General features: G+C 30.7%; 19 protein-coding genes. 1 reads left to right on the top strand and 18 read right to left on the bottom strand.

The features are described 5' to 3' along the window. Positions 1–3: 3 nt before the first annotated feature. The 15 genes from ELQ16_RS04080 to ELQ16_RS04010 all read right to left on the bottom strand — a co-directional run bounded on the left by ELQ16_RS04080 (position 4) and on the right by ELQ16_RS04010 (position 11,351). Complete coding sequence (locus ELQ16_RS04080) at positions 4–771, bottom strand: TonB C-terminal domain-containing protein (protein ID WP_134238296.1); 768 nt, start codon at positions 769–771, stop codon at positions 4–6. A gap of 5 nt (positions 772–776) precedes the next feature. Beyond that, a complete protein-coding gene (locus tag ELQ16_RS04075; RefSeq protein WP_134238295.1) occupies positions 777–1,166 on the bottom strand; it encodes an ExbD/TolR family protein in 390 nt (129 codons plus the stop codon). 2 nt (positions 1,167–1,168) lie between these two features. Continuing rightward, complete coding sequence (locus tag ELQ16_RS04070) at positions 1,169–1,726, bottom strand: MotA/TolQ/ExbB proton channel family protein (RefSeq protein WP_134238294.1); 558 nt, start codon at positions 1,724–1,726, stop codon at positions 1,169–1,171. A gap of 3 nt (positions 1,727–1,729) precedes the next feature. After that, positions 1,730–2,110 carry an ATP synthase F1 subunit epsilon gene (atpC, locus tag ELQ16_RS04065; RefSeq protein WP_134238293.1) on the bottom strand — a complete coding sequence of 127 codons (381 nt, stop codon included), beginning with the start codon at positions 2,108–2,110 and terminating at the stop codon, positions 1,730–1,732. 3 nt (positions 2,111–2,113) lie between these two features. Beyond that, positions 2,114–3,511: a F0F1 ATP synthase subunit beta gene (gene atpD, locus ELQ16_RS04060; protein ID WP_134238292.1), complete on the bottom strand. Its 1,398-nt coding sequence runs from the start codon at positions 3,509–3,511 to the stop codon at positions 2,114–2,116. A 26-nt stretch (positions 3,512–3,537) separates the two neighbouring features. After that, entirely contained in the window at positions 3,538–4,422 is an 885-nt protein-coding gene (atpG, locus tag ELQ16_RS04055; protein WP_134238291.1) for an ATP synthase F1 subunit gamma, read from the bottom strand. Between the two features lie 8 nt (positions 4,423–4,430). Continuing rightward, positions 4,431–5,936, bottom strand: a complete 1,506-nt coding sequence (atpA, locus tag ELQ16_RS04050; RefSeq protein ID WP_134238290.1) for a F0F1 ATP synthase subunit alpha — start codon at positions 5,934–5,936, stop codon at positions 4,431–4,433. A gap of 14 nt (positions 5,937–5,950) precedes the next feature. Beyond that, positions 5,951–6,472: a F0F1 ATP synthase subunit delta gene (locus ELQ16_RS04045; RefSeq protein ID WP_134238289.1), complete on the bottom strand. Its 522-nt coding sequence runs from the start codon at positions 6,470–6,472 to the stop codon at positions 5,951–5,953. Further along, positions 6,472–6,984 carry a F0F1 ATP synthase subunit B gene (locus ELQ16_RS04040; protein ID WP_243832583.1) on the bottom strand — a complete coding sequence of 171 codons (513 nt, stop codon included), beginning with the start codon at positions 6,982–6,984 and terminating at the stop codon, positions 6,472–6,474. The genes ELQ16_RS04045 and ELQ16_RS04040 overlap by 1 nt, the downstream gene beginning before the upstream one ends. Before the next feature lie 7 nt (positions 6,985–6,991). Next, positions 6,992–7,417, bottom strand: a complete 426-nt coding sequence (locus ELQ16_RS04035) for a FoF1 ATP synthase subunit B' (RefSeq protein ID WP_134238287.1) — start codon at positions 7,415–7,417, stop codon at positions 6,992–6,994. Between the two features lie 58 nt (positions 7,418–7,475). Further along, entirely contained in the window at positions 7,476–8,321 is an 846-nt protein-coding gene (locus ELQ16_RS04030; RefSeq protein ID WP_134238286.1) for a ParB/RepB/Spo0J family partition protein, read from the bottom strand. 3 nt (positions 8,322–8,324) lie between these two features. After that, positions 8,325–9,107 (bottom strand): ParA family protein, encoded by a 783-nt coding sequence (locus tag ELQ16_RS04025; RefSeq protein WP_134238285.1) that lies wholly within the window; start codon positions 9,105–9,107, stop codon positions 8,325–8,327. Further along, positions 9,104–9,739, bottom strand: coding sequence for a biotin--[acetyl-CoA-carboxylase] ligase (locus ELQ16_RS04020; protein ID WP_134238284.1), 636 nt, complete (start codon positions 9,737–9,739; stop codon positions 9,104–9,106). Before ELQ16_RS04020 ends, ELQ16_RS04025 begins: the two co-directional genes overlap by 4 nt. Next, positions 9,720–10,637 carry a methionyl-tRNA formyltransferase gene (gene fmt / locus ELQ16_RS04015; protein WP_134238283.1) on the bottom strand — a complete coding sequence of 306 codons (918 nt, stop codon included), beginning with the start codon at positions 10,635–10,637 and terminating at the stop codon, positions 9,720–9,722. The genes ELQ16_RS04020 and fmt overlap by 20 nt, the downstream gene beginning before the upstream one ends. Positions 10,638–10,700: 63 nt before the next feature. Beyond that, positions 10,701–11,351: an FkbM family methyltransferase gene (locus tag ELQ16_RS04010; protein WP_208335060.1), complete on the bottom strand. Its 651-nt coding sequence runs from the start codon at positions 11,349–11,351 to the stop codon at positions 10,701–10,703. 226 nt (positions 11,352–11,577) lie between these two features. Here ELQ16_RS04010 and ELQ16_RS04005 point away from each other — a divergent pair, with 226 nt between their 5' ends. After that, positions 11,578–11,826: a helix-turn-helix domain-containing protein gene (locus ELQ16_RS04005; protein WP_134238282.1), complete on the top strand. Its 249-nt coding sequence runs from the start codon at positions 11,578–11,580 to the stop codon at positions 11,824–11,826. A gap of 4 nt (positions 11,827–11,830) precedes the next feature. On the opposite strand, the gene ELQ16_RS04000 is transcribed toward ELQ16_RS04005, so the two are convergent. Genes ELQ16_RS04000 through proB form a run of 3 tightly spaced genes read right to left on the bottom strand, consistent with a single transcriptional unit; the run spans position 11,831 to position 14,362 of the window. Beyond that, positions 11,831–12,544 carry a hypothetical protein gene (locus ELQ16_RS04000; RefSeq protein WP_208335059.1) on the bottom strand — a complete coding sequence of 238 codons (714 nt, stop codon included), beginning with the start codon at positions 12,542–12,544 and terminating at the stop codon, positions 11,831–11,833. Beyond that, entirely contained in the window at positions 12,541–13,614 is a 1,074-nt protein-coding gene (locus tag ELQ16_RS10145; RefSeq protein ID WP_208335058.1) for a DUF4365 domain-containing protein, read from the bottom strand. Before ELQ16_RS10145 ends, ELQ16_RS04000 begins: the two co-directional genes overlap by 4 nt. Continuing rightward, positions 13,607–14,362 (bottom strand): glutamate 5-kinase, encoded by a 756-nt coding sequence (gene proB / locus ELQ16_RS03985; protein ID WP_134238281.1) that lies wholly within the window; start codon positions 14,360–14,362, stop codon positions 13,607–13,609. The genes ELQ16_RS10145 and proB overlap by 8 nt, the downstream gene beginning before the upstream one ends. Between the last annotated feature and the right edge of the window lies 1 nt (position 14,363).

Below are 14,363 nucleotides of genomic sequence, written 5' to 3'. Positions count from 1 at the left end.
TATTTACTCCCCAATTTTAATTTTATCGCTTAAATTTAAGTTGCCGTTGTAAGTTTCATTTTTAGGCGGTAACGCTATATACTTACCTGTTAAATTGTCTAAAAATTCTAAAACCTTGGCGTCAAATTTTTCATCATAGGTTTTTGAAACTGAAGTATATCCAAATTTTCCGTTACTATCTACAAAAAAGGTAACCTGTGCTTCGAAATTGCCTTCAGCCTCATAAAGTCTCCAACGTTCTTCTAAAATGCGTCTTAATGTTCCCAAAAATTCATCATAAATCCCAGTCATTTGTAAATTTGTTGTTTGCCCATTTACTTGAGCTTGTTCTTGAATTAAATTTTGATCTAATTGTTTTAATAAATCACTCGCGGCTGTGCTTGGAGCCGAGTTTTGCTCTACTGTTTTGGCTGAAGATTGCACTTTATCGCTTGTTTCTGGCGGAATTTCCTTGATATTTGAAAATAAAGCATTATAGTCATTTTTAATTTCTTTATCTTGTGTTTTTACTGCTTGTTGGATTGTTTTTTTTTCTACTTTGACACTTTTTATTTCACTATTAACCGGAGTAGGAGATGTATTTTTTTTAGGAATAACTGTAGTACTCTCTCCAAACTGAATGTCTATAAAGCTTTCTTTAATATTCGTATACCTAATAGCTTGGTCTTTAAAAATACTTAAACGAAAAATAACAAAAGCTACTAAAGCAATATAAATAAAAAAAGCTAAAATAAAAGATTTTACATCGCCTAAACCCTGAGAATCATTCATTTTTCTTACTCGGTCTGCAATGCTACTTTATTAAATCCCAAATTTTTGACATTTTTTAATACAAACATCACATCATCATATTTTAAATTTTTATCCGCACGAATAAACACAACTTCTTCGGTATTAAACTGTGGTTTTAATAAGGCTAAATTGTCAGCAAAAGCAATAAAAGTAAATTTTTTATCATTGATTAAAATTTCTCGCTTTTCATTAATACTAATAACAAGGCTTTTTAACTTAACATTACTTGAATTTTGCTGTGAGCCTTGAGGAAGATTAATCTTTTCTTCATAAGTAATACTTGGAGCCGTTACCATTAAAATAGCCAAAAGCACTAGCATAATATCCACCAAAGGCGTAATATTTAATTCAGGCTTTTCATCAAAAAAATGCAAGGTTAAACCTTTTTAGAACTTAAAATTTTAATTTCACTATCAATCAAACTAATAAGCTCATATCCTTTTCTCTTGATAATAAGATGAAAAGTGTAAGCAGGAATTGCAATTAAAATACCGCAACCTGTAGCTACCAATGCCTCACTAATCTTTGGTGCAATAATACTCAATGAATTTTGAGCCCCAAGCCCTCCAAAGGTTTCCAAGATAGAAATAACTGTACCAAAAAGCCCTATAAAAGGTGAAGTAGAAGCAATGATACCCAACCAAGTAAGTCCTACAGAAGCTCTTTTTTCAGCTAAATTTTTATAAATCTCTAAGTGTTCTTTATCAATAATATTACATTTACGCAAAATAGAGTCTGTATGCACAAGCTCAGCTTTTCCTATCAACAACATTTCTAAACTTGCCTTCTCTTTTTGCTTCCAACTTAATAAATAAGTTAACCTTGAAAATAGAATCGTAAAACTCATAATAAAATAAATTGACAACCAAGCCAAAACTATGTAAGTAATAGGACTTGAATTATCAATAAAATGAAAAACTGATAAAAAATCCAAAGCTTATCTCCTATCAAGCTTTGAAAAAGTCGCCGCAAGAGCTACATTATCAGAACTCATTGACTTTATAAGCTCTTTTGCTTTATCCAAATTTTTAGCTATTTCACTATCAGTACTTCCAGCAATCCAAACAGCACCTTTAGCCAATACTGTAACTTTAAATTCATCAACCCTTGCATAACCGGAGTCAATAGCAATTAACTCATGGTCTAAATTACTTTTTTCAATATCAATAATGCCTGATTTCAAAGAAGCAATCAAAGAAGCGTGGCCTTTTAAAACTCCAAATTCTCCTTCACTTCCTGGTAATACCACAGAATGAATCTCATCTTGATAAATCATACCCATAGGAGTTATTACTTCTAAATGTATTAAATCATTCATTTTTTAACCTTTTAATTTATCTGCTTTCGCAATTGCCTCTTCAATATTTCCAACCATATAAAAAGCATTTTCTGGTAAGTGATCATATTTACCTTCTAAAATACCTTTAAATCCTGCTATAGTTTCTTCAAGGGTAATGTACTTTCCAGGACTTCCTGTAAAAACTTCAGCAACAAAGAATGGCTGAGATAAGAATTTCTCTATTTTTCTAGCTCTTTCAACCACAAGTTTATCTTCTTCGCTAAGCTCATCCATACCCAAAATTGCAATAATATCTTGCAAGTCTTTATATTTTTGAAGTACAGATTGAACACCACGAGCCACCTTATAATGCTCCTCGCCGATGATATTTGGATCAAGCATTCTTGAACTTGAATCAAGTGGATCAACAGCAGGATAAATACCTTTTTCTGCGATCGATCTATTTAAAACAGTAGTCGCATCTAAGTGCGCAAAAACAGTCGCTGGAGCAGGATCCGTTAAATCATCTGCTGGCACATAAACCGCTTGAACTGACGTAATAGAGCCTTTCTTAGTTGAAGTAATTCTTTCTTGGAATTTACCCATTTCGCTTGCTAATGTTGGTTGATAACCAACTGCTGATGGAATTCTTCCTAAAAGTGCTGACATTTCAGAACCTGATTGCGAAAATCTAAAGATATTATCAATAAACATCAATACATCAAGTCCCATTTCATCTCTAAAATACTCAGCCATAGTAAGACCTGTTAATGCGATACGATTTCTTGCCCCTGGTGGCTCATTCATTTGACCATAACATAAAGCAACTTTATCTAAAACATTACTTTCTTTCATCTCATTGTAAAGATCATTTCCTTCACGCGTTCTCTCACCCACGCCTGCAAATACAGAATAACCACTATGCTTAAAGGCAACATTATGGATAAGCTCCATAATAATAACGGTTTTTCCAACACCGGCACCACCAAAAAGTCCCACTTTACCACCTTTGGCATAAGGTGCAAGTAAATCTACAACTTTAATACCGGTTTCAAAAATTTCACTTTTTGTGCTTTGTTCTTCAAAAGCAGGTGGATCTCTATGAATGGACCAGTGCTTATCAAAACTTACATCTTCACCCTCATCAATTAAATCTCCAGTTACATTGAAAATTCTTCCCAAAACTTTCTCACCAACTGGAACGCTAATAGGTTTTCCCAAAGCTTGAACTTCAAGACCTCTGACCAAACCATCTGTCATATCCATAGCAATAGTTCTTACCCTATTGTCTCCTAGATGTGCAGCAACTTCTAAAACTAATTTTTGTTTTTTACCTTCTACTTCAAAATTCACCACAATCGCTTCGTTGATTTGTGGCAAATAATCATTAAAATCCACATCAACAACCGGACCTAATACTTGCGAAATAAATCCTTGCATTATTTGTCTTCTCCTTAAAAAATTTACTATTTCATTGACTCAACGCCACTGATAATCTCTATAAGTTCAGTGGTAATTGACTCTTGTCTTGCTTTATTATAAGCTAAATTAAGTTCCTTAACTCTTGCTTTTGCGTTATTAGTCGCATTATCCATTGCCTGCATTCTCGCGCTGTGTTCTGCCGCTAAAGAGTCAATCAAAGCAAAATACATATTATATTCAAAATATGTTTTAATTAACTCATTTAAAATCTCATCATCTTCTGGCTCCAAAGCTAAAAGAGACTTTGACTCCTGCTCTTCATTGATTTTTAATGGTTCAACTGGAATAAGATGATTAATAGCAATTTCTTGCGATATCATATTTTTATAGCCATTATGAATCAAAACCACTTCATCACAATTTCCAGCAATATAATCATCCACAGCTGAATGAATTACCAAACAAGCTTTATCATAATCAGGACTAGAACTTAAATGCAAATGCTTTTCCAAAAGCTCTATTTTTTGAAAATTAAAGTATTCAATACCCGTTTTTCCAATAGCTCTTAATCTAACTTTAGCACCTTTTACTTGATATTCTTCTATCATTTGAGTCACAGCTTTTAAAGTGCGTATATTAAAACCTCCGCACAAGCCCTTATCCGCAGTAATGAAAATAATATCAACAACTTTTATCTCAGATCTTTTTTGAAATAAGATAAATCTTTTATCATCACTCAAAATATTATTAATTTGAAAAGAAATTTCAGACAATACTTCATCAATTTTATTTGCATAAAGTTTAGACTTTTTAGCCGCTTCTTCTGCCTTTTTAAGCTTAGCAGTCGAAACAAGCTTCATAGCATTGGTTGTCTTTTGAGTGTTATGGACACTTTTAATTTTTCTTTTAATTTCTTTTAAATTAGACATAAAAGTCCTTATATGTGATTTGTTTTATATTCTTCTAAAACTTTAGCTAATTTTTCTTCTAAATCTTTATCTAAAGCTTTTTTAGAACGAATTTGCTCAAATACTTCAGGATATTTTGCCTCAACAAAAGGATATAAACCTGCTTCAAATTCATTAATCTTATTTACTGCAACATCATCTAAGAAACCTCTTGTACCAGCAAAAATCAAAATCACTTGTTTTTCAACACTAAGCGGCGAATATGGAGGCTGTTTTAACACTTCAACCATTTTTTGTCCGCGTTCGAGTTGTTTTCTACTTGTTTCATCCAAATCACTTGCAAATTGAGCAAAAGCTTGAAGTTCGCGATATTGCGCAAGATCAAGTCTTAAAGTTCCAGAAACTTGCTTAGTTGCTTTAATTTGTGCAGCACCACCTACACGAGAAACAGACAAGCCGACATTGATAGCTGGACGAATTCCTGAATTAAACAAATCTGTTTCTAAGAAAATTTGTCCATCTGTAATTGAAATAACATTTGTTGGAATATATGCTGAAACATCACCTGCCTGAGTCTCTATAATAGGTAATGCAGTTAAAGAACCCGCACCCAATTCATCATTTAATTTACTTGCCCTTTCTAAAAGTCTTGAATGCAAATAAAAGACATCGCCTGGATAAGCTTCACGACCTGGAGGACGACGTAAAATCAATGACATTTCACGATAAGCCACAGCATGCTTACTTAAATCATCATAAACAATCAAAGCATGTTTTGCATTATCTCTAAAAAATTCGCCCATAGTTACACCAGTATATGGCGCCAAATATTGAAGTGCTGCAGAATCACTTGCACTTGCATTTACAACGATAGTATAATCCATAGCCCCATGCTCTTCAAGTCTTTTTACAACTTGTGCTACGGTACTTTGCTTTTGTCCTATAGCCACATAGATACAAATAACACCTTGACCTTTTTGTGAAATAATTGTATCCACCGCAACCGTAGTTTTACCTGTTTGTCTATCGCCAATAATTAATTCTCTTTGACCACGACCAATTGGGACAAGAGCATCAATTGCTTTAATACCTGTATGTAAAGGCTCATGAACACTTTTTCTAGCCATAATACCTTTAGCTTTTTCTTCAACAAAACGATATTCTGCGCTATTTATTGCTCCTTTTGCATCAATTGGTTCTCCCAAAGCATTAACAACGCGACCCACCAAAGCCTCTCCAACAGGAACCCTAAGAAGACTCTTAAGCCTTTTAACAGAACTTCCTTCTTTTAAACCCAAACCTTTACCCAAAACAACAATACCAACGCTTGATTCTTCAAGGTTTAGCGCCATACCTTTTTCGCCATTTTCAAATTCGACCATCTCGCCAGCCATAACATTTTTAAGTCCATAAACTTTTGCAACGCCATCTGCGACCGAAATAATTTTACCAGTTTCTTCTATTTCAAGATTAAGATCGAAATTTTCAATTCTCTCTTTTATAATAGAACTGATTTCATCGGCTTTAAATTTCATCAAATTTCTCCTTGTTAAATTATTTTTAATATATATTCATTAAGTTTTGTTTTTAAATTATCCATAGAAAAAGATATTTCATATCCAAGTTCTTCAAGACTAATTTTAATACCTTGCTGATCTGTTTGTTTGCTGTTTAATTTAATTTTTGCATCAAAACGCTTGCTCAGCCCTTGCTCCAATTCATTGATTTTGTTTTCCTCTAAAGACTCTTTGCTATAAATAGTTCCAAAATAAATATTCTCTTCCAATGCCTTTTGTTTCTTTAGTTCTTCTACAATGTTAGGGATAAGAGCAAGCCTTGAATTTAAACCCAAAAGCTGAATCAAATGATGCAAGCTTGGCTTAACCTCCCCCAATATAGACATCACAAATTCAATCTTTTTTTCTTTTTTTATATCATAAGATTCTAAAATTGCCTTAAATCTTGATATAGAAAATGCTTGTGAAATTTTATTCAACTGCTCGCAAATATAATCTGCATCTTTGCTTAAAAAAATAGCTTTTGCATATTTTTTAACAACTAAACACTCCATTACGAAACCTTCTTCAACATAATTTCAAGTATATTCTTTTGGCTTAATTGCACTTCTTTATCATCAAATAACTTGATTAAAATTTTATTAATGACTTCTTTTTCCATTTTTCTAAATTCATAGTCCTTTTGCTCTTCAAAATGTTTCTCAAGCATAATAAGCTCATCTTTTGTTTCTTCTCTAACTTTATTTGCTAAAATTTCAGCTTCTTTTTTTGCTAAAACAATTGATTCCATAGAGTCTTTTTTAAAATCCTCAAGCTTTTTAAGCATCTCTAATTTTTTATTTTTACTTTCAAGTAATTTTTTTTGTATTTCTTCAAGTTTCATTGCAATGCCAGCAATACGGTTTTTGTAAAAATTCTTAAGAGGAGTTGCTATGAAATAATATAAAATAGCGGCAAATAAAAAGAAATTAACTGTTCTTGGTATGATATCATAATCCCCATTTCCAGATCCTGCTGCAAAACACAATAAAGGTGTTAAGGCAAATAAATAAAATATTTTCATCACTTTCCTTCTAAATATTTTGTAAATTATTTTTCAAAGCATTTTTTAAAATAGGCAGTCTATTTTCAAGCTCAAGCTCTAAATTTTTTTTATCTTCAGCAAGTTTTGCATAAAACACATCCATCTTTCTTTCTAACTCTTCTTTTTTTTGATTAATTTGTTCTTGAGCAGATTTTTTAGCCTCATCTAATGCTTCTTGTTTTATGCGATTGATTTCCGCTCTTGTTTCTTGATGAATTTTTTCCAATTCATCATCAACGCCTAACATATCTTGAGAATTTTGTTTAACCTTTTCTTCATCATTCTTAATAGATGCACTTCTTTCGTCCATAAACTTTAGAAGCGGTTTATACAAAATAATATTTAAAATAAAAATACAAGCAATAAATATCGCCATAGTTGTAAAAATAATCGACAGATGAACGCCGTCAAACATTAACTTTCTCCTTTTTCTAATTATACAAAAACTATTATTCTAACTCATTAAAGTAAATTCACACACAAGTAGCAAGTATTTTATTTAGTTTTCTAATTTTTGTAACATCAGAACATGACAAAACAATTTCTGATTGCTTAACCTTACTTACCACACCTAACTTATTGAATATCTCTTGTAATTTTTTCAGCTCAGAACTAATTTCATCATTCATTGTACTTTGATGTTTATTTTTCATTTTCTGGACTATTTTTTCTGTATCTCTTACGCTCAACCTTTGACCCAATATGGTATTTACAAGCATTTTTTCATCTTTTGCTTCAAGTCCCGCAATCACTTTAGCATGTCCTTGTGAAATTTTACCTTCTCGAATAAGTTTTTGTGTATTTTCATCAAGAGTTAATAAACGCAAAGTATTGGCAATTTGAGATCTTGACTTATGAACAATAACCGCAAGTTCTTCTTGGGTAATCTTATGCTCATCAATAAGATCTTTATAAGAGTAAGCTAACTCAATAGGGTTTAAATTTTCTCTTTGAATATTTTCTATTAAAGCAAGCTCTCTTAATTTATTCTCATCAATATCAGCCACAACAGCTTTAATTTTATCAAAACCTAAAATTTTACATGCCCTAAGTCTTCTTTCACCTGCAATAAGAATATAAGAATTTTCATCTTTTTTTAATAAAATAATAGGCTGAATCAAACCGTAAGTTTGAATTGATTGTGCAAGTTCATTTAAAGCTATTTGATCAAAATCTTTACGCGGTTGAAAGGGATTGGTTTTGATATTGTCTATAAAAATTTCTTCTACCCTATCTAAATCAAGCCCCAATTCCCTGCTATAAACCTCATCCATATCACTAATAAGCGAACTAAGCCCTTTATCTTTATTTAAACCCATTTTTCACCCCAAAATAGAATAAGCTAAATTTTTATACGCAATTGAACCTGGAGATTTTATATCATAAAGTATAATAGGCTTACCGAAACTTGGACTTTCTGCTAACTTTACATTACGCGGAATTACAACAAAATCTTCTTGTCCGTTAATGGTAAAAAGATGCTGTTTAAAATTTTGCTTTAAATCTTCAACAACATCTTTAGACAAGTTATTTTGAGAACTATACATAGTTGGCAAAAACCCACGCACTTTTAATTTAGGATTAATAGCTTTTTTGATTAATTTTATAGTATTTAAAACCATAGCTACACCTTCAAGTGCATAAAATTCACATTGAATTGGAATAATCACGCTATCACTTGCTGCAAAAGCATTAATAGTAATACTGCCAAGTGCTGGCGGAGAATCTATAATAATAAAGTCATAATCTTCCACCACTTCTTTAAGCTGAGTTCTTAAAAGCGTTTTTTTTTCAGTTTTATCATCTTTTGCCAACTCTTGCTCTATGCCTACAAGTCCTATATTTGAAGGAGCTAAATGAAGCTGCGGTAATTCTGTCTTTAAAATAATATCCGAAAATTTCTTTCTTCCTGTAAATACATGATAAATATTGTACTCATAATTATTACGATTGAAACCAAGTCCAGTGGTAGCATTTGCTTGAGGATCAATATCTACAAGCAAAACCTTTTTTTCTGCTACTGCCAAAGATGCTGCTAAATTTATCGCTGTAGTGGTCTTTCCAACGCCACCCTTTTGATTTGCTATGGTTATTACTTCACTCATCTTAAACTATATATCCTTTTATTATCCAATAAAATAGAACCATCTTCATACAATAATGCTTCTTCAAGCGAAAAAATCTTACCTTCGTGATGAATACTAAATTGTCTTGATTTTTCGAATTCTAACATATACTTGCTAAAAATATTCTTCCATAAAGAAAATTTTTCTAAGCTTTGCAAAAACTCTTCTACTAAAATTTTCAAGTCAATTTCAATATCTACAATTTCAGCTCCAACAGGTGCAAATTTCAAATTTAATCCCACTCCACCTATGATAAATTCACTTATTTTAGCGCTCATCACCCCGCCTACTTTTTTATCATTTAAATACAAATCGTTAGGCCATTTAACCCAAATTTGTGATCCTTTACGCTCTAAAACTTCTTTCATCAAAAAAGCAAAATAAATACTCACAGATGCTAAAGGCAAATCCTTGGGTAAATCTTGCACTTTTAAGCAAAAAGAAAGGTGTAAATTCCCCTTAGAACTTTGCCAAATATTTTCCCTACTTCCAACTCCGCCATTTTGCTCTAGCGCATAAATTGCTAAATTTTTGTTTATTTTGCCACTTCGAATTTGTTCGCATAAAAAATGATGGGTCGAAGTAATGCTTTCAATACAAACTATCTCCAATTTTCAACCTTTTTCCATTTAAATAAGTCCTACCATCAAGGGCTTTTTTTCCGCTTTCTTGAAGTTTTTTAATGCGTAAAATTCCTTTTTTACAAGCCAATAAAAAACTTTCTTTTTCAAGCTCTAAAATTTCACCTATTTTAGTATTCTGTTTTGTTTCATCAACAAGCTCAAGCTCTATAAACTTCAAACCATTTTCTAAAAAAATTGCAGGCCAAGGCGTGAAAGCTAAATATTTTTGATAAATTTCTCTTGCATCATTTAACTCGATAAGCCCATCTTCTTTTTTGATCTTTTTACAATGCGTAGCCAAGCTTTCATCTTGTTTTTTTGGAGTGATTTTTTCAAAATTTAAAAGTGTAGAAAGTATAAGTTTTGCCGCTAAATTTGCCAAAAGATCAAAAACTTCACTCGCGTTTTTATCTTTTATATCGCACTCTATACTCTCAAGCACAGCACCCGTGTCAAGCCCTTCTTCCATAAGCATTGTGCAAACCCCACTTATTTTATCAGCATTTAAAATCGCACTTTGTATCGGACTTGCACCGCGATATTTTGGCAAAAGTGAAGCGTGTAAATTAATACAAGGTGCAAGATTTAAAATAGCTTTTGGTAAAATTTTTCCATAAGCAGCAACTACTATAAAATCGGGTTTTAAAGCACAAATTTCATTTACAATGCTTTCATCTTTTAAAGAATTTGGTGTAAAAATTGGAATTTGCGGGGTATTTTGGCATAAAAATGCCTTTGTATCACTTGGTGTTAAAATCTGCTTTCTACCCACCGCACGATCAGGCTGGGTAAAAAGTGCTAAAATTTCAAAATTTTTATCTTCTAAAAGGGCTTTTAAAATGCAAGTTGCATAAGATGGTGTTCCCATAAAAATAATTTTTTTCATCATTTCGCTTTGTGTAAAATTCAAAGCTTTCATTATAACAAATTTGAATTTAAAGCTTTATTATCAAATCCAATCTAGAAAAATATTTGTAATATTATTTTGAGTGGTTTTTTCTTTTAAAGTGTTAATTTTTTGGCTAGGATTTTCAAAAAATCTTTCATGTGTTTCTACCATTATGTATTCGATATTTTCATAAAGCTTTTGCTCGATTAAGGCATCTAATACATCAAATTCAGCTTCTTCAATATCCATTTTAATAAAGGTAATTTTTTTATGTTTTTTAAGAATTTCATGCAAAAATTCACAAAAGTCAATCAACTCCACTTCATAACCACTTTCTTTATGATTACAATGATTTGTTTTTACAATTCCCCCGCCTTGCCCCACTGCGTTAGTTCCTTCATCATAAAATATGGCTGTGGAATTTTGATTTGACACGGCTTTATTTGATAAAATGAGTTTTTCATTATCTTTATAAAGATCTTTTAAAAAAGCATGCAAATAAATATTTGGTTCAAAAGCATAACAAATCCCACCACTTGCTAACGCCACATCACTAAATACTCCTACATGCGCTCCAGCATCTATAAAGGCAAGCTCTTCACCTTTTTGACTTCTTAAGAAAAAATTGTAAAAAAATTTTTGATACTTTTCTATCGCAAAAGCTCTTTTTAACAAGTCTTTTAAATAACCGATGTCTTTGGTGAAAAACAATTTATGAAATATTTCATTCAGAAATTTGATATTCTAGGTATTAACTTTGTTTAAAATATTTTAAAATTCTAAAATTTCTTAATATAAATTTCTTTTTTTCCATTCCCATATTTAACTTTTCTAAACATGTCTTTCCTTTGGTTTTAATCTATTATAATAGAGTGAAAAGAAATTGCAAATTAAATGTGCTTAATCTATCAATCTATCATCATAGATTAAAGTAAAGATGACTTACGAATTCAGTGAAGATAAAATAGAAAATTTTCACAAAAAAATCGCACAAAATGTAGCAAAAATCAGAAAAGAAAAAGGCTTATCACAGCTTGAGCTTAGTCTTGAAATCGGCTATAAGTCTTGTTCTTTAGTTGGTGGCGCAGAAGCAGGATATAAGAATATCCATTTTAATTTAGAACATCTTTATAAAATTTCTAAGGTTTTAAATGTAGAAATTACGGAGTTTTTTAAAGGAATTTAAAATATTAATTGAATTTTAAGTCAATCATTTGGCTAATTTTTATTATATTTTGTAATTTTACTATAAGCTTTGAAGTTATATTAAATTCCAATGCTTGTTTATTATCTCTAATAAGTGCTACATAATTGCGTAATATCAAATCAACTACATTACAATTGCTTTCAAATTTAGAATTATTTTTTAAATAATTTTTAATGCCCATTATTAAATTTTCCCTATTCCTTTCTCCACAAAAACCAATATTTCCTAAATTTCCATAAATATAATATATATCTAGTTCGGAACAATTTTGGATTAAAATAAGCAATCCCTCATAAAGAGAAACAAAAGCTTCATTATTAAAAAGTATATCATTATGATTTTTACAATAAGACTGCAAACTTTCACATCTAGTAAGCAAAAATTCCATATCATTTTGTTTGTAATCTGATTTTATATATTCTCTAATCTTGAAATTTTTTATAAAATCATGAAAGGCCAAAGTCTTATTAATTTTTATAAAATTAAAAATTTTATACAAAAACCGCTCTTCATCTTTTTTTCTTTCATAATCATAAATAACAAGCGGTATAAACTCATCAAACAACCATTTATGGGCATCTTCTACATTAAGCAAACTTTTTTCTAGATCTAAAGAAGTAAACCTATCAAATTCCCAATAAAGACTATTCCAGATCAAAATAACATCGTCTCTATAAATTTCAGGACTAATAATCAAATTTCCATGAACATTTTTTCTTTATTTTGAAAATCTACTCGTATATTGTTACCTACCAGATAATATCGTATCTTAGCTTTTTTATTTTCATTGTCTTTAATAAATAAAATCATTTTTTCCCATAAATTTTTATCAATTTTTATGAGCTTGTAAGCATTTTTATATTTATGAAATTTTGGATAAAAACAAGCTTTTAGATTATTTTCTAATGTTTGCATTCTATCAAAATAAGCATCAAACAATTTATCTAATCCATTTGCAAATTCTTCACAAGTTTTTTTAGATAAGAAAAAACTATTAAATCCTATGGTTGCCATATATTTTTCTTTATCATTAGGGTCCTGAAAGGCAATCCATTTTCTTTTATCGAGATCTGCTTTATAGCCAGAAAAAAATACTTCCAAAATATAATCTTTCGAAGGCGTAAACATATTTTTATCCAAACCATCAATATTAAACATTGCAAGCATAGAAAGATCTAGTCTATGTTTATAAGGTATATAGGCACTGATATAAACATTATTTTTTAAATGAGTAAATTTATCTTCATTTACTTTAGCTTCTATAACTTGATTAAAAAATGAATTATTTTTATTTTCATTTAAAGAACTCACTGTTTGAATAGCTCTTCTTTTCTCTAATTCATAAAAAATGTCTAAATTTTTCGTTATCTCATTTTTACGAGAAATTACAAATCTATTATATTTTTTACTAAGTTTACCTTTATTTTTTAATAAAACATCTAAAAATTCATAATAACACTTCTCTTTTACAAGATCACAAGCAACAACCATAACAATTCCACAATTGCAACAAAAATTTATAGTACTAGTTTTCAATTCGACAAAAATTTCATTATCATTAAATTCATTCATTGTACTTTTTAATTGGACAAAAAACGAACAAATTGGTTTGTCATCTTTTTCATACTGTATAAGATAATCAAGACCATTATCTGGAGAAATTTTAGTTTCTATCCAACCCAATGGAATAGAATAGCTAAAAATTCTCTCGCCATTTCTTCCTATTTGATGAGCCTTAGCTTCTCTAGGCAATTTATAATCACTCAAACAAAGTCCCGCCCACTTGTTTATTTTCTAGCAAAAATGCCTTAGCCACGCTTAAATCAAAGCCGCTTGCTAAAAACATTTTTTTATCATTTTCCAATAAAAATTTAGCCGCTTTTAGCTTGGTAACTATGCCACCGGTTCCGTGTTCGCTACCCGTTTTAACGCCCATTTTAAGCCATTCTTCTTTTATAAAATCAATCTTTTCTAAACGCTTTGCATCGCTAAATTCGCTAGGATTTTTATCATAAAAACCATCAATATCGCTTAAAATCACAAGCAAATCAGCTCCAAAATAATGCGTCGCGTAAGCACTTAAACTGTCATTATCTCCAAAAACGATTTCTTCAATCGCTGTGGCATCATTTTCATTGATGATAGGCAAAACGCCTAAATTTATCATCGCATCAATGGCATTTTTAGCGTGTTTGGTTGCCTTTCTTGAGTCAAAATCTTTTCCTGTAAGTAAAATTTGTCCGCCTAGTTTGCCAAATTTAGTTAAAAATTCATTATAAACACTGATTAAAAATGGCTGTCCGATTGCGGCCAAAACTTGTTTATTGATTAAATTTTTTCTATCAATATCAAGCTTTGTGTGTCCTGCTGAAATGGCAGCTGAAGTGACTAAAATCACTTCATATTTTTGCATCAGCTGATCCAAAAATTCTACTAAATTCCCCAATCTTTCAAAGCTCAAAACATTTTCTTCGCTAATGACATGCGAACCCACTTTTATAACTATTCTTTGCATT

Source organism: Campylobacter sp. US33a, from assembly GCF_004378855.1.
Taxonomy (GTDB): domain Bacteria; phylum Campylobacterota; class Campylobacteria; order Campylobacterales; family Campylobacteraceae; genus Campylobacter_D.
The sequence above is the reverse complement of the archived record's forward strand: the minus strand, read 5'-3'. Positions and strand labels throughout refer to the sequence as shown.